This window comes from Yinghuangia soli, from assembly GCF_021502675.1.
Taxonomy (GTDB): Bacteria; Actinomycetota; Actinomycetes; order Streptomycetales; family Streptomycetaceae; genus Yinghuangia; species Yinghuangia soli.
In genome coordinates, this window is sequence record NZ_JAKFHA010000001.1 from 907555 (window position 1) to 928034 (window position 20480).

Annotated in this window: 20 protein-coding genes; 10 read left to right on the top strand and 10 right to left on the bottom strand. The window is 72.5% G+C overall.

Annotation, left to right across the window (positions count from 1 at the left end):
• Both LZ495_RS03920 and LZ495_RS03925 read left to right on the top strand, forming a co-directional pair.
• Nucleotides 1–885 (top strand): SDR family oxidoreductase, encoded by an 885-nt coding sequence (locus LZ495_RS03920; protein WP_235050407.1) that lies wholly within the window; start codon nucleotides 1–3, stop codon nucleotides 883–885.
• A gap of 90 nt (nucleotides 886–975) precedes the next feature.
• Nucleotides 976–1437 (top strand): DUF3093 domain-containing protein, encoded by a 462-nt coding sequence (locus LZ495_RS03925; RefSeq protein WP_235050408.1) that lies wholly within the window; start codon nucleotides 976–978, stop codon nucleotides 1435–1437.
• Between the two features lie 326 nt (nucleotides 1438–1763).
• Here the strand turns inward: LZ495_RS03925 and LZ495_RS03930 are convergent, their stop codons facing one another.
• On the bottom strand, nucleotides 1764–2060 hold the full coding sequence (locus LZ495_RS03930) for a DUF4193 domain-containing protein (protein ID WP_235050409.1): 297 nt from the start codon (nucleotides 2058–2060) through the stop codon (nucleotides 1764–1766).
• Nucleotides 2061–2288: 228 nt separating this feature from the next.
• Here LZ495_RS03930 and LZ495_RS44645 point away from each other — a divergent pair, with 228 nt between their 5' ends.
• From LZ495_RS44645 to LZ495_RS03945, 3 genes are read left to right on the top strand one after another with little or no spacing between them, the layout of a single operon-like run.
• A complete protein-coding gene (locus tag LZ495_RS44645) occupies nucleotides 2289–2807 on the top strand; it encodes a gamma carbonic anhydrase family protein (RefSeq protein WP_235050410.1) in 519 nt (172 codons plus the stop codon).
• Nucleotides 2808–2859: 52 nt separating this feature from the next.
• Nucleotides 2860–3831, top strand: a complete 972-nt coding sequence (locus LZ495_RS03940) for an ABC transporter ATP-binding protein (RefSeq protein WP_235050411.1) — start codon at nucleotides 2860–2862, stop codon at nucleotides 3829–3831.
• Complete coding sequence (locus LZ495_RS03945; protein WP_235050412.1) at nucleotides 3828–5027, top strand: ABC transporter permease; 1200 nt, start codon at nucleotides 3828–3830, stop codon at nucleotides 5025–5027. Before LZ495_RS03940 ends, LZ495_RS03945 begins: the two co-directional genes overlap by 4 nt.
• A gap of 152 nt (nucleotides 5028–5179) precedes the next feature.
• On the opposite strand, the gene LZ495_RS03950 is transcribed toward LZ495_RS03945, so the two are convergent.
• From LZ495_RS03950 to LZ495_RS03960, 3 genes are all read right to left on the bottom strand, one after another.
• Nucleotides 5180–6172 carry an acyl-ACP desaturase gene (locus LZ495_RS03950; RefSeq protein WP_372498514.1) on the bottom strand — a complete coding sequence of 331 codons (993 nt, stop codon included), beginning with the start codon at nucleotides 6170–6172 and terminating at the stop codon, nucleotides 5180–5182.
• A 321-nt stretch (nucleotides 6173–6493) separates the two neighbouring features.
• Nucleotides 6494–7966 (bottom strand): sensor histidine kinase, encoded by a 1473-nt coding sequence (locus LZ495_RS03955; protein WP_372498515.1) that lies wholly within the window; start codon nucleotides 7964–7966, stop codon nucleotides 6494–6496.
• 64 nt (nucleotides 7967–8030) lie between these two features.
• The gene (locus tag LZ495_RS03960) at nucleotides 8031–8696 is read right to left on the bottom strand and encodes a response regulator transcription factor (RefSeq protein ID WP_235050414.1); all 666 of its coding nucleotides are present in this window, start codon (nucleotides 8694–8696) and stop codon (nucleotides 8031–8033) included.
• 293 nt (nucleotides 8697–8989) lie between these two features.
• Here LZ495_RS03960 and LZ495_RS03965 point away from each other — a divergent pair, with 293 nt between their 5' ends.
• On the top strand, nucleotides 8990–9166 hold the full coding sequence (locus tag LZ495_RS03965; protein WP_235050415.1) for a hypothetical protein: 177 nt from the start codon (nucleotides 8990–8992) through the stop codon (nucleotides 9164–9166).
• Nucleotides 9167–9341: 175 nt separating this feature from the next.
• Here LZ495_RS03965 and LZ495_RS03970 read toward each other — a convergent pair whose 3' ends face one another.
• On the bottom strand, nucleotides 9342–10142 hold the full coding sequence (locus tag LZ495_RS03970) for an inositol monophosphatase family protein (protein ID WP_235050416.1): 801 nt from the start codon (nucleotides 10140–10142) through the stop codon (nucleotides 9342–9344).
• A 22-nt stretch (nucleotides 10143–10164) separates the two neighbouring features.
• The gene (locus LZ495_RS03975; protein WP_235050417.1) at nucleotides 10165–11283 is read right to left on the bottom strand and encodes a ferrochelatase; all 1119 of its coding nucleotides are present in this window, start codon (nucleotides 11281–11283) and stop codon (nucleotides 10165–10167) included.
• 195 nt (nucleotides 11284–11478) lie between these two features.
• On the opposite strand from LZ495_RS03975, the gene LZ495_RS03980 reads away from it, so the two are divergent.
• Nucleotides 11479–12771 carry a D-arabinono-1,4-lactone oxidase gene (locus tag LZ495_RS03980; protein ID WP_235050418.1) on the top strand — a complete coding sequence of 431 codons (1293 nt, stop codon included), beginning with the start codon at nucleotides 11479–11481 and terminating at the stop codon, nucleotides 12769–12771.
• Between the two features lie 40 nt (nucleotides 12772–12811).
• Here the strand turns inward: LZ495_RS03980 and LZ495_RS03985 are convergent, their stop codons facing one another.
• Nucleotides 12812–13687, bottom strand: coding sequence for a hypothetical protein (locus tag LZ495_RS03985; protein ID WP_235050419.1), 876 nt, complete (start codon nucleotides 13685–13687; stop codon nucleotides 12812–12814).
• A 441-nt stretch (nucleotides 13688–14128) separates the two neighbouring features.
• Here LZ495_RS03985 and sepH point away from each other — a divergent pair, with 441 nt between their 5' ends.
• Both sepH and LZ495_RS03995 read left to right on the top strand, forming a co-directional pair.
• Nucleotides 14129–15175, top strand: coding sequence for a septation protein SepH (gene sepH, locus LZ495_RS03990; protein WP_235050420.1), 1047 nt, complete (start codon nucleotides 14129–14131; stop codon nucleotides 15173–15175).
• A gap of 655 nt (nucleotides 15176–15830) precedes the next feature.
• On the top strand, nucleotides 15831–16118 hold the full coding sequence (locus LZ495_RS03995; RefSeq protein ID WP_235050421.1) for a hypothetical protein: 288 nt from the start codon (nucleotides 15831–15833) through the stop codon (nucleotides 16116–16118).
• Between the two features lie 21 nt (nucleotides 16119–16139).
• On the opposite strand, the gene LZ495_RS04000 is transcribed toward LZ495_RS03995, so the two are convergent.
• Complete coding sequence (locus LZ495_RS04000) at nucleotides 16140–17003, bottom strand: sulfurtransferase (protein ID WP_235050422.1); 864 nt, start codon at nucleotides 17001–17003, stop codon at nucleotides 16140–16142.
• Nucleotides 17004–17213: 210 nt separating this feature from the next.
• Here LZ495_RS04000 and LZ495_RS04005 point away from each other — a divergent pair, with 210 nt between their 5' ends.
• The gene (locus tag LZ495_RS04005) at nucleotides 17214–18008 is read left to right on the top strand and encodes a VOC family protein (RefSeq protein WP_235050423.1); all 795 of its coding nucleotides are present in this window, start codon (nucleotides 17214–17216) and stop codon (nucleotides 18006–18008) included.
• Nucleotides 18009–18595: 587 nt separating this feature from the next.
• Here LZ495_RS04005 and LZ495_RS04010 read toward each other — a convergent pair.
• Complete coding sequence (locus LZ495_RS04010; RefSeq protein WP_235050424.1) at nucleotides 18596–19756, bottom strand: alkaline phosphatase family protein; 1161 nt, start codon at nucleotides 19754–19756, stop codon at nucleotides 18596–18598.
• Nucleotides 19753–20340 carry a DUF5998 family protein gene (locus LZ495_RS04015; RefSeq protein WP_235050425.1) on the bottom strand — a complete coding sequence of 196 codons (588 nt, stop codon included), beginning with the start codon at nucleotides 20338–20340 and terminating at the stop codon, nucleotides 19753–19755. Before LZ495_RS04015 ends, LZ495_RS04010 begins: the two co-directional genes overlap by 4 nt.
• Nucleotides 20341–20480: the final 140 nt, after the last annotated feature.

Sequence of the window (20480 nt, forward strand, 5' to 3'; positions counted from 1 at the left end):
ATGACCAAGAGCGTGGTCGTGACGGGCGCGACCAGCGGGATCGGTCTCGCGACCGCCCTGGAACTGGCCCGGGCCGGACTCGACGTCATCGGCACCGCACGGACCGAGGACAAGGCGCAGCGGCTGCGCGAGGCCGCCGAGCGCGAGGGCCTCGGGGTGCGCACCGTCCTTCTCGACGTGTGCGATGCGACCTCCACGGTCCGCGCTTTCACCGAGATCGCCACGATGACCGGCGGCGGCCCGTGGGCCGTGGTCAACAACGCCGGATTCGCCCAGCCGGGCGCAGTGGAGGACGTCGAGGACGAGCAGGTGCGCCTGCAGCTGGAGACCAACCTGGTCGCCCCGGCGCGCATCGCCCGCCTGGTGCTGCCGCAGATGCGCCAGCGGCGCAGCGGCCGCATCGTCAACATCTCGTCGATCTCGGGCCGCGTGTCGGCGCCCTTCCTGGGCTGGTACTGCGCGAGCAAGCAGGGGCTGGCCGCGATGTCGGACGCGCTGCGCATCGAGGTCGCGCAGTTCGGCGTCAAGGTGGTGCTGATCGAGCCGGGCAGCTTCGGCACGGACATCTGGGAGCGCAGCATGAGCCGCCTCCCGCCGCGCAAGCACTCCGCGTACGTCGACTCGTACGAGCTGGCCGACGACATCCTGCGGCGCTCGGCGTCGCTGCCGTCGCCGATGCCGGTCGCGGCGGCCGTGCGGCACGCGCTGCTGACCCCGCGGCCGCGGCCGCGCTACCTGGTGGGCAGCGACGCCAAGGCCGGTGCGGTGCTGGACGCGCTGGCGCCGCGGGCGGTGTCGGACTACGCGAAGGGCGTGGCGACCGGGCTGCGCACGCCGCCCGAGCCGGTGGTCCGGCTGCTCGCCAAGATCTCGCGGCGGCACTGACCGGATACTGACCGGATACTGACCGGGTCCTGCGCGGGTCGGCGGGCACCCCTGGTCGGCGCACGCGCCGCGGGATGACACGCTTGGTCCATGCAGGCGTATAACGAGCGACTCGTGGTGCCGACGTCCTGGTGGGGCCTGGTGGCCGGGGGCGGGCTGGTGGGCGGGCTGATGCTGCTCCCGGTCGGCCTGGCCGCGTCCGCGGTCGGAGTCGTCGCGGCAGCGGCGCTGACCGCGTGGCTGGTGACCGCGTACGGCTCGGCCCGGGTACGGATCACCGACGGGTTCCTGGAGGCCGGCCGGGCCCGGCTGCCGCTGGACGCGCTGGGCGAGGCGACCGCGCTGGACGCCGAGGAAGCCCGGGCACTGCGCATGGAGGCGGCCGACCCGCGGGCGTTCATGCTGCTGCGCAGCTATGTGCCGACCGCGGTGCGGGTCGAGGTCGCGGACCCCGCGGACCCGACGCCGTACCTGTACCTGTCGTCGCGGAACCCGGCGCGCCTGGTCGAGGTGCTGGACGCGGTACGCCGGCGGAACGCCGCGCAAAGCTGAGGCGGGCCGGCTCGGGGCGCGCGGCGGTGCCGCGCGTTCTGTCCTTGTCCGCCCCGGACGGGTGCTCGTGTGCGCGGGCGCACAGGGCGCCCGCAGGTCGCGTGCGGGGGCGCATACGGGTGCGGACGCGGAAGAACGCCCGCCGGCAATACGGCGGACGTCCCGAGTCTGCGGCCCCGGAGAGCCGGTGCGCCCCCGTCACGGGGGATGCTCGTATCGATCATCGGCAGGGGCGGTCCGCTCCTGCCAGGACCCGGTCGCGTGCGCAGGGTTCCGCTTGCCGATGATCGATCCTGAGCAGGCCTGAGGCCCGAAGGATCGGGATGTCAGGCGCAGTCGACGCAGATGGTCTGGCCGTCCTTCTCGGCGGCCAGCTGGCTGCGGTGGTGCACGAGGAAGCAGCGCGAGCAGGTGAACTCGTCGGCCTGCCGGGGCAGCACCCGCACGGACAGCTCTTCGTTCGAGAGGTCCGCACCGGGCAGCTCCAAGCTCTCGGCCTGGTCGAACTCGTCGACGTCGACCGCACCGGCCGACTTGTCGACGCGCCGGGCCTTGAGCTCCTCGATGCTGTCTTCGTTGACGTCGTCGTCAGTCTTGCGTGGAGTGTCGTAATCAGTCGCCATATACCTCTCCCCCTCCGGGTGGATCTGCTTGCCGATGCGTCCGTGAACGCGTCCTTCAGCGCACGTAACGCATCAGGGGCCGGAGTTGTGCCCGACCTGAGGCGCAGATTCTGCCTCATAGCAAGGCTTGTTACTCAATCGACACCCAACCGAACCCCCGAAGAGGTGACTTGGTTGGATGGGTGGCCCACTGTAACTCTCCATGATGGCCGGTAACCAGGAGGAATCGTGACGGTCTACGCGCTTGGTGAACAAGTACCCGTCGTGCACCCGGATGCCTACGTCCACCCCGACGCCGTGGTGATCGGCAGCGTGGAAATCGGCGCGGGGTCGACGGTATGGCCGTCCGCGGTACTCCGGGCCGACTACGGCCGGATTGTCGTCGGGGAGCGTACATCCATCCAGGACGGCTCGGTCCTCCATGTCAGTGCGGGTCTGGTCACACGGGTCGGCGACAGGTGCGTGATCGGGCACCTCGTGCACCTCGAAGGCTGCACGATCGAGGACGACTGCCTGGTCGGCAACGGCGCGATCGTGCTGCACGAGGCCGTGGTGCGGAGCGGCGCGCTGGTGGGTGCGGGCGCCTTCGTCGGCAACCGCGTCGAGGTGCCGCCGTACGCCACGGCCCTGGGCGTACCGGCCAAGATGCGCCTGGATAGCGTCAAGCCCGGCGCATTCGACGCCGCGGTGCGGAATTACGTGGACAACGGGCAGCGTTTCAAGCGCGAACTGCGCCGCATCGACTGAGCGCGCCCGGCTGCAGACTCACGGCCTCACGGGGCCCCGGACAGGGAGAAGAGTGCTCGACCTCATAGGACTCGGGAAGCGGTTCGGAGACAAGACGGTCCTGCAGGACCTGTCGTTCTCCGTCGGCCCCGGGCAGATGTTCGGCTTCGTCGGCACCAACGGGGCCGGCAAGACCACCACGATGCGGATCGCCATGGGCGTCCTGGCCGGCGACCGCGGCGAGGTGCGGTGGCAGGGCCGCGCGGCCGACGCGGGGACGCGGCGGCGCTGGGGCTACATGCCCGAGGAGCGCGGCCTCTACGCGAAGATGCGGATCCTCGACCAGCTGGTGTACTTCGCCGAGCTGCACGGCATGTCCCGGCCGGACGCCCGGCGCTCCGCCGAGGAGTGGCTGCGCACCCTGGGCGTCTCCGGGGCGCCCGGCGACCGCCTGGAGACCCTGTCGCTGGGCAACCAGCAGCGCGTGCAGCTGGCCGCGGCGCTGGTCCACGAGCCGGAGCTGCTGATCCTGGACGAGCCGTTCTCGGGCCTCGACCCGGTCGGCGTGGACGTGATGGCCCAGGCGCTGCGCAGCCGGGTCGAGCGCGGCGTCTCGGTGGTCTTCTCCAGCCACCAGCTGGAGCTGGTCGAGCAGCTGTGCGACGCGGTCGGGATCATCAAGGACGGCCGCATGCACGCCGTGGGCACCGTGCAGGAGCTCCGCGGCGGCGACCGGGCGGTCCGCTACCGCGTGCAGGTCGACGCACCGGGCCCGTGGGCGCACGCCGTGCCGGGCGTCACGGTGCTCGCCGACGGCGCCGACGGCGTCCTGGTCGAGCTCGCCCCGGGCACCGGCGAGCAGGGCCTCCTGGACGCCGCCCGGGCGGCCGGGCGGGTCCGCGCCTTCGCCCCGGTGGACCCCTCGCTGGCGGAACTGTTCCGCGAAGTGGTCAACGGCACCGCGCACGCCCCCTCAGAAGCCCCCTCAGGGCCCTCAGAAGCCCCCTCATGGCCCGCCGAAGGCCGCGAGGAGGCCCGCGCATGACGTCCCCGACTGCAGATCCCACGTCGCGCTTCTGGGCGTCTGTGCGGCTCGTGGCGCGCCGCGAGTTCACCGAGCGGATCCGGGACCGCGGATTCCTCATCCAGGTCGGCGTCATGCTGGCCGTGCTGCTGGCCGCGGTGGCCATCCCGGCCGCCATCGGCAGCGGGTCGGACAAGTACGACGTGGCCTTCGGCGGACCGCAGCAGGCCCGCGTCGGCCAGGTCGCGGCCGCCCAGGCCCAGCTGCTCGACACCGACGTGACGGTCAAGACGTACCCGGACGACGCAGCCGCGCTCAAGGCCGTCGAGGACGGCGACCTGGACGCCTACGTGGCCGGCGGGCGCATCGTCGTGCACCGCGACCTCGACCAGAACCTCGCGGCCGTGCTGCAGAGCGCGTACGCCACCGTCGAGCGGGACAACAGGCTCACCGCAGCCGGCATCGACGCGGCCGCGGTCGACCAGGCGCTGCAGGTGCAGCCGCTGGCCAAGCAGACCCTGGACCCGGACGCCGACGAGCGCGACAAGCGCAAGGGCATCGCGTTCCTGGGCGTGCTGATGCTCTACGGCATGCTCATGCTCTTCTCGGTGTGGGTGGCCAACGGCGTGGTCGAGGAGAAGTCCAGCCGGATCGTGGAGATCCTGCTGGCCGCGGTCCCGGCCCGCGCGCTGCTGACCGGCAAGGTGATCGGCATCGGCCTGCTCGGCCTGCTGCAGATGGCGCTGACCGCGGCCGTCGGCCTGGCCGCCGCGTCCGGCCTCGGCACCATCGAGCTGACCGGCTCGATGGTCTACCCGGCCGCGCTCGTGGTGGCCTGGTTCGTGCTCGGCTACGCGATCTACGCGTGCATGTTCGCCGCGGCCGCCGCGCGCGTCTCGCGCATGGAGGACCTGCAGAACGTCATCACGCCGATGACCTCGCTGCTGATCGCGTCGTTCTTCGTGGCGATCTTCGCGGGCCAGTCAGGCGGCACGTTCGCGCAGATCCTGGCCTATGTGCCGCCGTTCTCCGCGATGCTGCAGCCGGTGATGACGGCGAGCGGCGACCTCGCGGTGTGGCAGAACCTCCTCGCGGCCGGCATCTCGGTCGTGGCCCTGGTCGGCCTCATGATCGCGGCGGCCCGGGTCTACGAGGGCGCCGTGCTGCGCACCGGCGGGAAGGTCCCCGTCAAGGACGCCTGGGGCAAGGGCTCCTGACGCGCTGACGCCGCACACGCCGAGGCCCGGCACCCCAGACGGGGGTGCCGGGCCTCGGCGTGCTGCTCGAGTACTGCTTGCGTGATGCCTGTGTGCCTGCCCTGCGCGTCCGTACGCCGTCGCCGCGTGCGGCCGCGCCTTCCCGGGAAGGGTCAGGCGCCGCGGGCCGCCGCGCGGGCCTTGCGGGCCGCCAGGCGCTCGTCGAAGTCCGCGGCCTTGCTCTCCAGGACGGCCAGGAACGCGGCCAGCTCCTCGCGGGCCTGCTCGCCCTCGGCACCGAGGTCGCAGCGCTCCATGATCTTGAGGTTGCGCAGCACCGGCTGCAGCACGTCGTCGAGGTGGATGCGCAGGTTGTAGACGCCGCCCACGGCCATCTTGAGCGACGCGCGCTCGAAGCCGGAGATGCCGTGCCCGGGCATCCGGAAGCCGGTGATCATGTCGCTGACGGCCCGCATGGCGGCGTCCGGGGACAGCTCGAACGCGGACTTGAGCAGGTTCCGGTAGAAGACCATGTGCAGGTTCTCGTCGGTCGCAATGCGCGCGAGCATCTGCTCGGCCAGCGGGTCGCCGCACTCCCGGCCGGAGTTGCGGTGCGAGACGCGCGTCGCCAGCTCCTGGAAGGTCACGTACGCGACGACGTGCAGCGGGTGGTCCATGTGGTCGCCGTGGTAGCCCGCCTCCATGTGCTCCATGCGGGAGCGCTCGAGGGCGACCGGGTCGACCGCGCGCGTGGCCATCAGGTAGTCGCGGATCGCGATGCCGTGCCGGCCCTCTTCGGCGGTCCAGCGGTGCACCCAGGTGCCCCACGCGCCGTCCCGGCCGAACATGTTGGCGATCTCGAAGTGGTAGCTCGGCAGGTTGTCCTCGGTGAGGAGGTTCAGCGTGAGCGAGATGCGGCCGACCTCGGTCAGCTCGGACTGCTCGGGACGCCAGGCCTCGCCGCCCAGGACGCCGTCGAAGTCGCGGCCGCGGCTGTACGGCACGTACTCGTGCGGGAACCACTCCTTGGCGATGGCCAGGTGCCGGTCGAGTTCGACCGCGACGACCTGCTCCAGTTCGCGCAGCAGGTCGATTCCGGTCGGGGCGGGGGCGATCAGGGTCACGGCGGACTCCAAGGCGTGGGTGCGGCGGGCAGAACGCAGCATGTGGACGCAGCGGCTTTCGACAACACGGGCACAGGGCTGCGTCGGCCGCGGCCTGTCCGGCTCAGGCGCACAACGCGTTCCTACGATGTCGTAACTTACGACACCGTAAGTTGTCGGGTGCCCTGCGGGCAACATGGCCGGTCAGGTACGTCGTAGTACGTCGCAGGAGTCACTGCGCACCGCGATACGGGCGTCACTGCGGGCGTCCGCAGAGGTGTCCGCAGGCGTCCGCGGACGCCGCGGCGCGCGGCATCGCCCGGCCGCGCACCCCGGCGCGGCCGGCCTTCCGGCCGGCGTTTCCGACCTGCGTTCCCGGCCTGCTCAGGGCAGGCCGATGCGGACGATCAGACCGCCCTCGGTACGCGGTTCCGCCTCGATCCAGCCGCCGTGCGCCCGGACCACCGAGCGCACGATGGACAGGCCGAGGCCCACGCCCTTGTCGCTCGCGGTGCGGTCGCCGCGCATCCGCCGGAACGGCTCGAACAGCGACTCGACGCCGTCCGGCGGGACCACCGGCCCGCTGTTGGCCACGGTCAGCAGCGCGGTGCCGCCGACCGTCGAGGTGGACATCTCCACCCAGCCGTCCGGCACGTTGTAGCGCACCGCGTTCTGGGCGAGGTTCAGCGCGACGCGTTCGAGCAGCACGAGGTTCCCGGAGACCTCCGCCTCGCGGAAGTCCCCGCGCAGCTCCACCCCGCGGTCGGCGGCCTCGCCGGCCAGCTGCTCCAGCGTGCGGGTGGCCACTTCGGCCAGGTCGACCGGTTTGCGGTCGGTCAGCTCGTTCTCGCTGCGGGCGAGCAGCAGCAGGCCTTCGATCAGGCGTTCGCTGCGCTCGTTGGTGGCCAGCAGCTTGCCGCCCAGTTCCCGCAGATCGGGCGAGACCTCGGGATCCCCGAGCGACACTTCGAGCAGCGTGCGGTTGATGGCCAGCGGCGTGCGCAGCTCGTGCGAGGCGTTGGCGACGAACTTGCGCTGCGAGTCGAACGACCGGTCGAGGCGCTCCAGCATGTCGTCGAACGTGTCGGCGAGTTCCTTGAGTTCGTCGTCCGGACCGTCCAGGTCGATACGCCGGTGCAGCCCCGAGCCGCCGGTGCCCGCCACCGCGCGCGCGGCTGCGGTGATGCGGCCCAGCGGGCTCAGCACGCGGCCCGCCATCAGGTAGCCGAAGCCGAACGCGATCACCGAGAGCAGCACGAGCGCCAGCAGCGACTGCTGCAGAAGCGCGTGCAGGACGACGTCGCGCTGGTCGCTCTGCTGGACCTCCAGGACGCGGTTGAACTCCTCCGGGGAGATCTGCCGGCCGAACCGGTCGTAGATCGACACGTTCTCGAAGCGGATCTCCGGCAGCTTCTGGTCCGCCAGGTTCCGCCCGACCAGCAGGTAGACGCTGCCGAGCAGCAGCACGCCGGCGATCAGGAACATGCCGCCGTACAGCGCGGTCAGCCGCATCCGGATGGACGGCCGCATCCAGTCGGGCGCCCCGCTCAGCCGCGAGGTGTACGCCGGGCCCGGATCGGTGCCCAGGATCAGCCGGCGCGTGCCCGGCGCCTTGCTGGGCTTGGGCGGCGCGCCCGGCTTCGGCGGCACCCCGGACTGACCCGGCTGCTGCCCGGACGCGCCCGGCGAGGCCTGTGCCGTCTGCGCGGCCTGCGGCGACTGCTGCGCCGGCCGGGCCGGGCCGGCCGGACCGGCCGCTTCGGAGGGCTGCGGTTTCGGGGGCCCGAAGGGCCGCGGAGGGTGCTGCGGGCGGCGCGGAGCCGCCCCCGACGACGAGGGGCCTGCCTGCTCGTTCATGCTCGTGCCTCGCTCCGTCCGGCCGCCGCTCCGGTACGAGTCCTCTTTCCGGTCCTGCCGCAGGTCACGCCGACTCGCCGATGCGGTACCCGGCTCCCGGCACTGTCATGATCACGGCGGGCTCGCCGAGCTTGCGCCGCAGGGTCATGACGGTCACCCGGACCACGTTCGTGAACGGGTCGGTGTTCTCGTCCCAGGCCTTTTCGAGCATCTGCTCGGCGGACACCACCGAACCCTCGGCGCGCATCAGCACCTCGAGCACCGCGAATTCCTTGGGCGACAGATGCACCGCGGAACCGTCCCGCACGACCTCGCGGCGGTTCGGGTCCAGGCGGATGCCCGCCCGCTCCAGGACGGGCGGCAGCGGGGTGACCGCACGGCGGCCCAACGCCCGTACCCGGGCCGTGAGTTCACTGAAGGCAAACGGCTTGGGCAGGTAGTCGTCGGCACCCAGCTCCAGGCCCTCGACGCGGTCGCTGACATCGCCCGCCGCGGTGAGCATCAGGATGCGCGTGGGCAGCCCGGTGTCGATCACCGCCCGGGCCACGTCGTCGCCGTGCACGAGAGGCAGGTCGCGGTCCAGGACCACGACGTCGTAGTCGTTGACGGCCACGCGCTCCAGAGCGGCCTCGCCGTCGTACACGACGTCGACCGCCATAGCCTCGCGCCGCAGGCCGGTCGCCACGGCGTCGGCCAGAAGCTGCTCGTCCTCGACGACGAGAACCCGCACGCTGGGTGTCCTTCCACTGGTTTTGGACCGTCGGCCGCCGTCCGCGGCCCGACTATGCGCCCGGCCTCGAGGGACGGCGCCGACGGTGACTCCATCTTGCCCCGCGCCCTGGTAAAGCAGCGGTAAGCGGCGCGCCCGCCCCGTATGCGCCGTACCGCGGCAAGCATCCCAAACCATCCGGAACGCGATGCGACGAGCGTCACACGGCCCGCGGGCGTCGCGGTTTTCGCGGCGCGGGGGCAGGGGTAGGACAACCGAAACCGGCGACCATTCGAGTCACTTGGGGCCCCCACATGGACGAGTTCACCGCCGACGTGCTGCGTCGGATACGCGAGACCGAGCAGGCCCTCAAACAGGCCTTCGACAGCGGCGACGATTTCCTGGTGGAAGTCCAGCAAGAAGAGCTGCACGACCTGGTGCGCATGGCCTCGGACCACGGGGTGCAGGTTCTGCCCGAGACGGCTGCCTGACCCGTACGCCGGGGGCCGCCTGCGGCCGGCTCCCGCACCTCGGGAAAAGGGCATGCGACCAGGACATACGTGACGGGGCGACTGCTCCCCCCGGCAGACGCGGACCGCGTCGGCCGGGGGTTGTTGTTTGCGCGGCCATCCGGGTGCCCGGCGGACCGACGCGGGCGCGGGTGCGTCAGGCGCCCAGTGCGCCGAGTGCCTCGGCGAGCTCCGTGTACAGCTCCGGGGCGGCGGCCACGGTCAGCGACGATCCGTCGGCCTCCGGGTGCAGCTCGCCGACCCGGGCGCCCGCCTCGGTCGCGATGAGCGCGCCCGCCGCGACGTCCCACGGGTTGAGGCCGCGCTCGTAGTAGGCGTCGACGCGGCCGCAGGCGACCGCGCACAGGTCGATCGCCGCGGAGCCGTAGCGGCGGATGTCGCGGACCGCGGGCAGGATGCGGTGCACGACGCCGGCCTGCCGGGTGCGGCGTTCCACGGTGTAGCCGAAGCCGGTCGCGACCAGTGCGCGGGGCATCGGCACGGCGGTGTTCGCACGCACCGGCTCGCCGTCCCGGAACGCACCGGCGCCGCGGACCGCGTGGAACGTCTCGCGCTGGGTGGGCACCTCGACGACGCCCACGAGCGCGCCATCGGCGTCCTCGGCGGCGATCGACACGCACCAGGCGGGCAGTCCGTACAGGTAGTTGACGGTGCCGTCGATGGGGTCGATGACCCAGCGGATGCCGCTGTCGCCGCGTTCGCCGCTGCCCTCCTCTCCGAGGAAGCCGTCGTGCGGGCGCCGCGCGCGCAGGTACTCGACGATGAGCTTCTCGGCGGCGGTGTCCATCTCGGTCACCACGTCGGTGGGGCTGCTCTTCGTGGCCGCGACGCCGAGGTCGGCGGGCCGGTCGGCGAGCAGCATGCCGCCGGCCAGCCGGGCCGCCCCGAGCGCCAGTTCGAGCAGGTCGGCGGTGTCGCCGTGGGGTTCGGTGGTCACCTCTTCATCCTGTCAGCATCCCTCAGCGGTCGAGCAGCGCCGCACCGCGCAGTCCCGCTCCGCGGCCGCGCGGGTCCGGGCAGCAGCCCAGCGGGCAGACGTCGTGGGACGGGCCGAGGCTGCCGAGCGCGCAGCGGTCGGGGTGCCCGCCGCGGACCGACGCGGCGCGTTCGAGCACCAGTTCGCGTACCGCGGCGGCGAACCGCGGGTCGCTGCCGGTGGTCGCGGCCCGGGCGATGGGCAGCCCGACGCGGTCCGCGGCCGCCTTGGCCTCGACGTCCAGGTCGTAGACGACCTCCATGTGGTCGGACAGGAACCCGATGGGCACGAGAACCGCGGCCGGCACACCGTCTTCGTGCAGTTGTACGAGGTGGTCGCCGACGTCCGGCTCCAGCCACGGCACCTGCGGCGGGCCGCTGCGGCTCTGGAAGACGAGGTCCCAGGCCATGTGCGGCCGGCCCAGCGCCCGGGCGACGCCGGCCGCGACCAGGCGGGCCGTCTCCAGGTGCTGCTCGACGTACGCGTTGCCGTCCGGCCCCGCGGTCTCGGCGGTGACGGTCGGCACCGAGTGGGTGGTCATCACCAGGCGGGCGCCGGCGCGCAGCTGCTCGGGCAGCCGTTCGAGGGCGGCGAGTGTGTGGTCGACCAGCGGCGCCACGAAGCCGGGGTGGTTGAAGTAGTGCCGCAGCTTGTCCAGTTCGGGTGCGTGCTCGCCGACTTCGGCGCGGGCCGCCAGGAGGTTCTCGTGGTACTGCCCGCACCCCGAGTAAGAGGCGTACGCGCTGGTCACCAGCACAGCCGCGCGCCGCACGCCATCGTCGGCCATGCGCTGCAGGGTGTCGGCGAGGTACGGCCGCCAGTTGCGGTTGCCCCAATAGACCGGCAGGGCGGGGCCGTGCGCGGCGAACTCCTTCTCGATGGCGGCGACCAGTTCGCGGTTCTGCGCGTTGATCGGGCTGACGCCGCCGAACAACTCGTAGTGCGCGCCCGCCTCGGCGAGGCGTTCGCGCGGGACGCCGCGGCCGCGGGTGACGTTCTCCAGGAACGGGATGACCTCGTCGGGCCCCTCCGGTCCGCCGAACGACAGCAGGAGCAGGGCGTCGAAGGGTGCGGCGTCGTCGCCGCGCGCAGCGTCGTGCATGGGTCGATCCTCGCACTCCTGTGTCTGTGCTCCGACCAGCCCGCGTGACCTGCGTCCCAGCTTCCGGGCCGGGCGTTTCCAGGGTCTTCCCGAGCCTGGTGACCGGCGGGTAATGTCCGGAGATCCCACGCAGGAGGCCGCCGCCGGACGGCCCGCCTCCGCCCTTTGGAGGATCCGTTGAGCAGCACGCCCCCCATGCCCTGGAAAAACTGGGCCGGGAACCAGACCGCCCAGCCCAGGCGCGTGGCGACGCCGCGGTCCCCCGAGGAGGTCTCGGCGCTCGTGCGGCGCGCGGGGGCGGACGGGCTGCGGGTCAAGGCGGTGGGGGCGGGGCACTCGTTCACCGCGGTCGCGGTGACGGACGGCGTGCAGGTGCGGCCCGAGGGCCTCACCGAGATCCGCTCGGTCGATGCCTCGGCGGGCACGGTCACGGTCGGGTCCGGAATGCGCCTCGAACGGCTCAACGAGCTGCTCGCCCAGCACGGCCTGGCACTCACCAACATGGGCGACATCGCGGTGCAGAGCCTCGCGGGCGCCACCGGTACCGGGACGCACGGCACCGGGCGCTCCTCGGGTGCGCTGTCGGGCCAGATCCGCGGGCTGGAGATGGTCCTCGCGGACGGCGAGATCGTCACCTGCTCGCCGGACGAGAACGCCGAGCTGTTCGCCGGCGCCCGGGTCGGCCTGGGCGCGCTCGGCATCGTCACTGCGATCACGTTCGCGGTCGAGCCGGCGTTCCTGCTGGAGGCGCGCGAAGAGCCGATGCCGATGGCCGAGGTGCTCGACCGCTTCGACGAACTGAGCACCGAGAACGAGCACTTCGAGTTCTACTGGTTCCCGCACACGGACAGCTGCAACGTCAAGCGCAACAACCGCAGCGCGGGCCCGGCCAAGCCGCTGTCCCGGGCGAAGTTCCTGATCGACGACGAGATCCTGTCGAACGGCGTGTTCGGCCTGGCCTGCAAAGTCGGCAAGGCCGCGCCGAAGGCGATCCCGACGATCGCGCGGCTCTCCAGCAAGGCGCTGTCGGCGCGCACCTACACGGATGCGTCGTACAAGGTGTTCACCAGCCCGCGCCGGGTGCGGTTCGTGGAGATGGAGTACGCGCTGCCGCGCGAGGCCGCGGTGGCCGCGCTGCGCGAGATACACGAACTGGTGAACAAGGGCCACGAGTACGTGTCGTTCCCGGTCGAGGTGCGGGTGGCGCCGTCCGACGACATGTGGCTGTCGACGGCGAACGGCCGTGACACGGCGTACATCGCCGTGCACATGTTCCGCGGGACTCCGCACGAGCGGTACTTCTCTGCGGTCGAGAAGATCATGACGGCCCACCAGGGGCGGCCGCACTGGGGCAAGTTGCACACCCGCGACGCTGCGTACCTGGCGGACGCGTACCCGCACTTCAAGGACTTCACTGCGCTGCGCGACCGCGTCGACCCCGAACGCCGGTTCGGCAACGACTATCTGCGGCGGGTGCTGGGCGAGTAGGACGGCATTGCGGGGCGATTAGTACGCCGGCAGGCCCGGGTCACGTCGCCGCACCCTCTGCGCTGCCCTGCTGACCCTCTGCGCCGGCCGTGCCGCCGCTGCCCGACTGCCCGGTGGGCGTGCCGCCCTGGGTCGGCGGCGGCGTGCTGCTGGGCGGCTGCGTGGACGGCGTGGGCGTCGGGGTGGGCGTGCCGGTAGGCGGCTGGGGAGTGTCCGTGGGGTCGGGCTTGCCGGTCGGCTCCTGGGACGGCTTGCCGGCGTCGGGCGCGGGGCTCTGCGTGCCGGGCGTCGGCGTGCCCTCGTCCTGCTTCTCCTTCTGTTCCTTCTCCTTGGGCGTCGGGTCGCCGCCTCCGCCGTCGTGGCGGAACACGTCGGTCACGGAAGGCCGGTCGCCGCCGCTCCCGAACAGACTCGCGAACGACCGCCCCATGCCCAGCTCCAGGGCCGTGATGGTGCCCATGGTGAGGGCGAACACCGCGACCGCGCCCACGATCGAACGCACCAACCAGGGCCGCGTACGCGATGGTTGGGGCACCGGCACGGTCGGGCCGGGCGCGGGGTCGGCGAATTCGGGGTGCGCAGGGTCGAACACCGGCAGTACGCGCGTCGCGTCGTCGGCGCCCGGAACCGGCGCGGCTGCGGGCGCGGCCCCCGGGGCGGCTGCGCCCGAGGCACCGTCCGGGCCGATCTGGGCCCGTACGTCCCTGAGTTGGTCGCCGGTGCGCCGGAACACGTGGACGTACACCGCGCTGCCCACCGTCGCGACGACACTGGCGATGGCCGCGCCGATCACCGTCCCGGCCGCCCCCAGCTTGGAGAGCAGGAATGCGGACGAGACGGCGGCAAGAGCACTCGCCACCACCTGCACGCCGCTGAGTTCGATCCGACGGCGTTCGTTGTCGGGCCTTTCCTGCATCACGTTCCTTGCGCACGATCGGTCGAAATCACGACTTTGGCGGACAGTTCTTCCCTCTCGGACCTCCGGCACCACCAAGGCCGTTCCCACTGCGGCGATCTTGTGAGGAAGGTCACCGAGGACGGCCGAAATATTTCGCCCGGATGTGGACGCGTCGTTACGGCGCGGTGCGGCCCGGCCCCGCCCCCGAATGGAGTACTGTTCACGCCAGGTTCCGGAAAGACCTGGTGGAGGGGGGAAGCGACCGATCGTACGTGATCGGATACCCGCAAATCAGACACCGCGCACCGTGCGGCTGATTCCTCCGGAACTTCATCTTTTGGAGCAACCACGACATACCGGTGCGACGGATACGAAAATCCGACACGCCGGGACAAATCGGTCAGGTTGTGGCACGCCGCCACTGGGCAAGTCACACTCGTAACGGGAGCAACGACGCAGGTGACGTCGGCAGGCACCACCCGGGAGGTCCCCATGCCCGAACTGCGTGTCGTGGCCGTCAGCAACGACGGCACACGGCTGGTGCTGAAGGCTGCCGACGGTACCGAGTTCAGCCTTGCCATCGACGAGCGGCTGCGCGCCGCCGTCCGCGGCGACCGAGCGCGCCTCGGGCAGATCGAGATCGAGGTCGAGAGCCAGCTGCGCCCGCGCGACATCCAGGCGCGTATAAGAGCAGGTGCCACCGCGGAGGAAGTCGCGCAGCTCGCCGGCATCCCCGTGGACCGCGTCCGGCGCTTCGAGGGCCCCGTCCTCGCCGAGCGCGCCTTCATGGCCGAGCGCGCCCGCAAGACCCCCATCCGCCGCCAGGGCGAGTCCGCCGGACCCCTGCTCGGCGAGATCGTCACCGAGCGCCTGCACCTGCGCGGCGCCGAGTCCGACTCCGTGCAGTGGGACTCGTGGCGGCGCGACGACGGCAGCTGGGAGATCCTGCTGCTCTACCGCGCCGAGGGCGAGATGCACTCGGCCAGCTGGAGCTTCGACCCGCCCCGGCGCCTGGTCACCACCAACGACGACGAGGCGCGCTCCCTGGTGGGCGAGCAGACCGCGGGCGGCGAGGCGCCGTTCCCGTTCCGCCCGCGCCTCGCGTCGCTGCCCCGCAACACCGGCGACGACGCCATCACCAGCCTGCTCGACGCGGTCCCCGGCCTGCGGGAGCCCGGCGGGCCGCAGCGCGAGCCGATCCGCGAGCCGATGCGCATCGACGTGCCCGCGATCGGCGCCGAGCGCACCCGCCCGGTGCCGGCCGCCGTCCCGGACGACGACGAGCCCGAGGCCCCGGCCGCGGCCGCCGCGGGCGGCGGCGCGCCGTCCGCGGGATCCGCGTACGAGAACGTCCTGGTGCCCCGCGTCGTGGGCCCGCACCGCGACCGCCTCATCGGCGCCACCGACCGCCAGGCCGAGGCCGACGGCGTCCGCCCCGGCCGCCGCGCAACAGTCCCCAGCTGGGACGAAATCGTCTTCGGCAGCCGCCGCAAGAAGCGCGAATAGCGCCCCCGCACCCCACCGAAGGCCCCGCTCCCCCAAGGGATCGGGGCCTTCGCCTATTGCGCCCCAAGACAGGGCACTGAGGCGGCGGGCACGCGTACGTGGCGAGCCGCGCATCGTGCTGGCCGTTGGGCGGATGGGTCGCGGGAGGGGAACGGCGCGCGCAGGGTGGGGGTTCCTTGGGCCGTTTGTGTGACTTCGGAGGGGGCGATCACCCTTATGGCCCTCGAGTCGTCGGGGATTGGCCTCGTCCTCCCCTCCCCAGGCTCGGGATTTTGCTGACGAGGCATCAGGGAAATGATCGGCACGTGGGTGCAACGGCGATTGTGCGGGGGCGAGGGGCTTTGGCGGGGGGGGTGCGGGGACTGTGCCGGACTTCCCGGTTCGCTTCCGTGGTGCGTGCTCGGCGCCCTACTGTGTGCGCAAGGGTGCTCAGTGTTGCTCGGGGACTTGCCCGGGGGGCGGTGGGATATGGGCGTGGGAACGTCGGATCAGGTGAGCCACCAGGACGAGCGCGCATTGCTCGCGGAGGTCCGCCTGTTGTTCGGCGCGGTGGACCCGTGGCTTGCGGAGTTCATGCGCGCGGCCGTTCGGCCCCGTCCGATGACCACGCCACCGAACCGCCCTTCGCCATGAGCGACCGCAGCGAGGCGGTGGCATGAGTGTGTGGGCGGCCGGCGATGCGCCGCACGTCCTCACGTTCGACGCCCCCTCGCTCTCCCTCGTCGTCGAGGTGTTCCCGCTCGGCCCGCGCCGGCGCATCCTCGGGCAGCTGACCGTGCCGCGGCGGGTCTGCCTGGAGGTCCGGCACGCCGAAGGCGTCCGGACCGTGCTGACCGACGACCTGGGCCGGTTCACGGTCGCGGACCTGCCGTCCGGGCTGCTCGGCTTCGTGGCGTACACCGCCGCCGGGCGCCGCGCCGCCACACACTGGTCGGCGATCTGACGCGGGGCCCGGCTCGCGCGGCTACTCCCCCGTGGCGATGGGCCGTTCGGGGTCGGCGATCCACCCGCTCCAGGACGGTGCGTACAAGGCGACGCCGGGCACACCGGAGCGTTCTAGGACCAGGACCGCGTGTGCGGCGGTCACACCCGACCCGCAATACGCGCCGACCGCCGCGCCCGGGACCGCGCCGAGGGCCGCGTAGCGCGCCCGCAGCTCCGCGGCCGGCAGCAGCAGCCCGTCGGGGCCGAGCGCCTCGGTCTCCGGGGCGTTGACGGCGCCTGGGATGTGCCCGGCGACCGGGTCGATCGGCTCGGTCTCGCCGCGGAAGCGCTCCGCGGCCCGCACGTCGATCAGCACGCCCTCGCGGGCCAGCCGCGCAGCCTGGTCGGCGTCGAGCAGCGGCAGGCTGCCCGGCTTGGCGGTGAAGTCGCCGTGCTCCGGCTCCGGTACGTCGGTGGTGACCGGCAGCCCCGCCGCGGTCCACGCCGCGAAGCCGCCGTCCAGGACGCGGACCCGGTCGTGCCCGAAGTACCGCAGCAGCCACCACGCGCGCGCGGCGGCGATGCCGTCCGCGATGTCGTACGCCACGACGTCGCGGTCCGCCGAGACGCCGGCCGCGCGCATGGCCGCGGCGAACGCGTCCGCACCGGGCAGCGGGTGGCGTCCTTCCACGGCGGCCGCGTCGGACACCGGGGTGGACAGCCGGGTGTCCATGTCGACGAAGTGCGCGCCGGGCAGATGGCCCTCGCGGTACCAACCGATGCCGGGCGGGCCGCCGAGCTTGTAGCGGATGTCGAGAAGCACCGGCGGCTGCGCCGAGTCGAGCGCGGCGGCCAGTTCGGCGGTGCCGATGACGGGGCTCTGAGGGATTTCGGTGTCGGTCACGTGCCAATCCTGCCGTGCCCCGTGGGTGTGACGCGGCCGCGTTCCCCGCGACAGTGCCGGTGCCGCGTGCCAGCATCGAGACGAAGGCCGGCATCCTCTCCCGGCCGTACTCGTCCGGTGGTCCGGACGGGCGGCCGGTCCCGTGGTTGTTCCCGCAGAACCGGCCGGGCCCGCGACGGACGCCCGGCCGCGGAGCCAGTGGAGGCTGTGATGAGCGAACGGACGAGCCCCTACCCGCAAGGCGTCCCGTGCTGGGTGGACATGGGTTCGCCGGACTTGCAGGCGTCGCTCGACTTCTACGCCGCGGTGCTGGGGTGGTCCGGGCTGATCGGCCCGGAGGAGCTCGGCTTCTATACGAACTGCACGGTCCGCGACAAGCGCGTGGGCGGCATGATGAAGCTGCCCGATCCGGCGATGCCGATCATGTGGACCGTCTATCTGGCGGTCGACGACGCCGATGCGATCGTGGCGAAGGCGCAGGCCGCGGGCGCCACGGTGGTCTTCCCGGTCATGGACGTCATGGACCTGGGCCGGATGGCGCTGCTGAGCGACCCGACCGGCGCAGTCGTCGGGATCTGGCAGGCGGGCACCCATCATGGGGCCGAACTGGTGAACGAGCCCGGCGGCGTCATGTGGAACGAGGTCATGACGCGCGACAGCAAGGCCGCACGTGCGTTCTACTCCGAGGTGTTCGGCTACACCTACGAGGACATGAGTGCGGACGGCATCGAGTACCACGCGTTCATGGTCGACGGCCGGCCCGCGGGCGGCGTCATGGGCATGGACGAGAACTGGCCGGACGAAGTCCCCGCGCACTGGACCGTGGCGTTCTGCGTCGCGGACACCGATGCGGCGGTCGCGACCGTGCGGGAGTCCGGCGGCGCGGTGCTCAGCGAGCCCGCCGATTCGCCGTACGGACGCTATGCGACGTGCAAGGACCCGCACGGCGCGACATTCTCGGTGATCGCCGGCGACGAGGACTTCGAGGCGGCCGCCGCCAAGTGACCGGCCACAGAGGTGGCGGGCCGCCCCGCACGTTCGCGCCGGGCCTCACGTAGAGTCGGAACCGCCGGGTCCGCCCGGGAGTTGACACCGCGTCACGTCTGTCGGCGCGGTGTCGGCCGCGGGCGAAACCAGTTCCGGCCCGGCACCGACCACTCGAGGGGGTTCGCCACCATGGGCAAGCTTTTCAAGATCGTTGTTCCCGTCGCCATCATCGCGGGCCTGGTCCTGCTGAAGAAGCGCAAGCAGGCCTAGTGCTGTGACCGGAAAGGTTCACCGGTTCCCGGCGCCCGGCACGGCACCTCGCGGCGTTGCAGGGCCTTGCGAGTACGACCGAGTACGAGCTTCGGCCCTGCGCCTTGCGATGCACCGCACCGAACACCGGGAACCGGCAAACCTTCCCGGCCACAGCACTAGTCAGCGGGCCTGAGCAGCACAGGGATACGCCGAGAGGGGGGGGGCCCCCCCCCCGGGGGGGCCCCCCCCCCGGGGGGGGGGGGGGCGCCCCGGGGGGGGGCGGGGGGGGGGGGGGGCCCCCCCCGGGGGGGGGCCCCCCCCCTCTCGGGTGTGCGATGCGCGAACGGGTCGGCTCAGGTGTGCACTTCGAGCAGCGGCACCAGTTGCTCGACCGCGGTCATCGAGCCGTGCAGGCCGACCATCCGCGATTCCGCGACCTCCCTGCGGCTCGCGATGATGGCGACGTCCGCCCACGGCGCCGCGACCACGTCGCCGATGCGGTAGTACACGCGCTCCTCGACCGGGCCGAACCATCCGGCGGTGATGGCCTCGTCGCGGGAGAGCACCCAGCAGCTGTCGGCCAGTACGTCCTGCCAGATCGCCAGCACGTCGGACGCCGCCCCCGGCACCGCGTACACGTGCCGGGCGCGCCCCTCGCCGCCCAGCAGGGCGACGCCGGCGGAGAGTTCGGGGTCGGTGTCGACGTCGATGCGGTCCTCGGGGGCGACGTCGATCATGCCGTGGTCGGCGGTCACATAGAGCGAGGTCTCCGGCGGCAGTTGGTCGGCGAGCATGCGCACCATGCCGTCCACGCGCGACAGTTCGACGCGCCAGGCGTCCGAGTCCACGCCGTTGCCGTGCCCGGCCTTGTCGAGGTCGCTGGCGTACGTGTAGACCATCACCGGCCCGGGCCGGGACAGCTGCTCCAGGACGCCGCGGATGCGCTCCGGGCCGACCGGCAGGCCGACGAACGTGCCGCCCTGCAGCGCGACCTGGGTCAGCGGCGTCCGCTCGAACATCGGGTCGGACACCTGGGCGACGGTCAGGCCGGCGGCCGCGGCGCGCTGCATGATCGGCACGTGCGGCTGCCATTCGCGCGGCGGGACGTACGGGTCCCAGCGCAGCTGGTTCATCAGGCGCGCGTCGCCCGGGATGGCGACCTTGTAGCCGAGCAGGCCGTGCGCCCCCGGCGGCAGGCCGGTGCCGAACGACGCCAGGCTGGTGGCCGTGGTGGCCGGGAAGCCGGCGGTGATCGGGCCGCGGCCGCCCCACGAGCCGGGGATCAGCGAGGCGAGGAACGGCGCCCAGTCGGGATGCGCCTTGAGCAGCTCCCAGCCGAGGCCGTCGACCAGGAAGACGACGGCTTTGGCGTTCTCGCGCAGCCCGAGGACGTTGTCCTCGTCGGGCATGCCGAGGGCCGCCGCGACGGACGGGAGCAGGTCGGACAGGGCCCCGGCGCCGTAGCGCGGGACGGGGACGGGCGGCGGTGCCGGCGGCCAGGGAGCCGCGCTCACCGGCCGGAGCCGGCGATGGCCTCGGAAAGGCGGCGCGCGAACACGACGGTGCGCTCGACCGCGTCGGGGCCGTCGGCGGCCTCGCTGACCCGCAGCGACAGGTCGTCGGCGGTCATCGCACCGGTGTAGCCGTGGTCGACGTCGCAGTTGGGGTCGGCGCAGCCGGCCGGCTCCAGGTCGATGCGGCCGACCGCGCCCCAGCCGATGGTGAGGACGACCTCGCGCGGCGGGGCGCCCGGGACGTACTCGGCCGGGTTGCCGACCACGCGGCTGACCACGACGGACTCGATGCGGTCGATGCGGACGGTCTCGGTGGAGGTGGTCGCGTACGGCGTGGGCGAGGTGTCGTCGGGGGCGTGCTCGTCGGTGTGGCTGACCAGGAACCGGCCAGGGGTGAGCACGAGGACGGTCACGTGCCGCCGGACCTCGTTCGAGTCGAACGTGGTCTCCTGGTGCACGAGGAACGCGTCGACCTGCTCGGTCCCGATCGTGGACTCGACCGCGTCCGCGACGAGGCTCGGGTAGTAGCCGCTGCGCTCGATGGCCGTACGCAGGCCCTGGGTCGAGGTGGTGGTCTTCGCCATGCCCCCATCCTGGCATCTTCGGGGGGTGCTGTGCGCCATCCGGGCCGTCGCCACGCCTCCGCGCCGGATCCGCGGGGTCCGCCGCGGGCGCCGGTGAGCACGCAACGCAGCCGAGGGATAACGCTTTGTCGACCTGATGA

What these genes read in the sequence shown, in the direction of transcription:
- LZ495_RS03920 (WP_235050407.1), top strand. Translation starts at nt 1, where the DNA reads ATGACCAAGAGCGTGGTCGTGACGGGCGCGACCAGCGGGATCGGTCTC.
- LZ495_RS03925 (WP_235050408.1), top strand. Translation starts at nt 976, where the DNA reads ATGCAGGCGTATAACGAGCGACTCGTGGTGCCGACGTCCTGGTGGGGC.
- LZ495_RS03930 (WP_235050409.1), bottom strand. Translation starts at nt 2,060, where the DNA reads ATGGCGACTGATTACGACACTCCACGCAAGACTGACGACGACGTCAAC.
- LZ495_RS03945 (WP_235050412.1), top strand. Translation starts at nt 3,828, where the DNA reads ATGACGTCCCCGACTGCAGATCCCACGTCGCGCTTCTGGGCGTCTGTG.
- LZ495_RS03950 (WP_372498514.1), bottom strand. Translation starts at nt 6,172, where the DNA reads ATGCTGCGTTCTGCCCGCCGCACCCACGCCTTGGAGTCCGCCGTGACC.
- LZ495_RS03955 (WP_372498515.1), bottom strand. Translation starts at nt 7,966, where the DNA reads ATGAACGAGCAGGCAGGCCCCTCGTCGTCGGGGGCGGCTCCGCGCCGC.
- LZ495_RS03965 (WP_235050415.1), top strand. Translation starts at nt 8,990, where the DNA reads ATGGACGAGTTCACCGCCGACGTGCTGCGTCGGATACGCGAGACCGAG.
- LZ495_RS03975 (WP_235050417.1), bottom strand. Translation starts at nt 11,283, where the DNA reads ATGCACGACGCTGCGCGCGGCGACGACGCCGCACCCTTCGACGCCCTG.
- LZ495_RS03980 (WP_235050418.1), top strand. Translation starts at nt 11,479, where the DNA reads ATGCCCTGGAAAAACTGGGCCGGGAACCAGACCGCCCAGCCCAGGCGC.
- LZ495_RS03985 (WP_235050419.1), bottom strand. Translation starts at nt 13,687, where the DNA reads ATGCAGGAAAGGCCCGACAACGAACGCCGTCGGATCGAACTCAGCGGC.
- LZ495_RS03995 (WP_235050421.1), top strand. Translation starts at nt 15,831, where the DNA reads ATGAGTGTGTGGGCGGCCGGCGATGCGCCGCACGTCCTCACGTTCGAC.
- LZ495_RS04005 (WP_235050423.1), top strand. Translation starts at nt 17,214, where the DNA reads ATGAGCGAACGGACGAGCCCCTACCCGCAAGGCGTCCCGTGCTGGGTG.
- LZ495_RS04015 (WP_235050425.1), bottom strand. Translation starts at nt 20,340, where the DNA reads ATGGCGAAGACCACCACCTCGACCCAGGGCCTGCGTACGGCCATCGAG.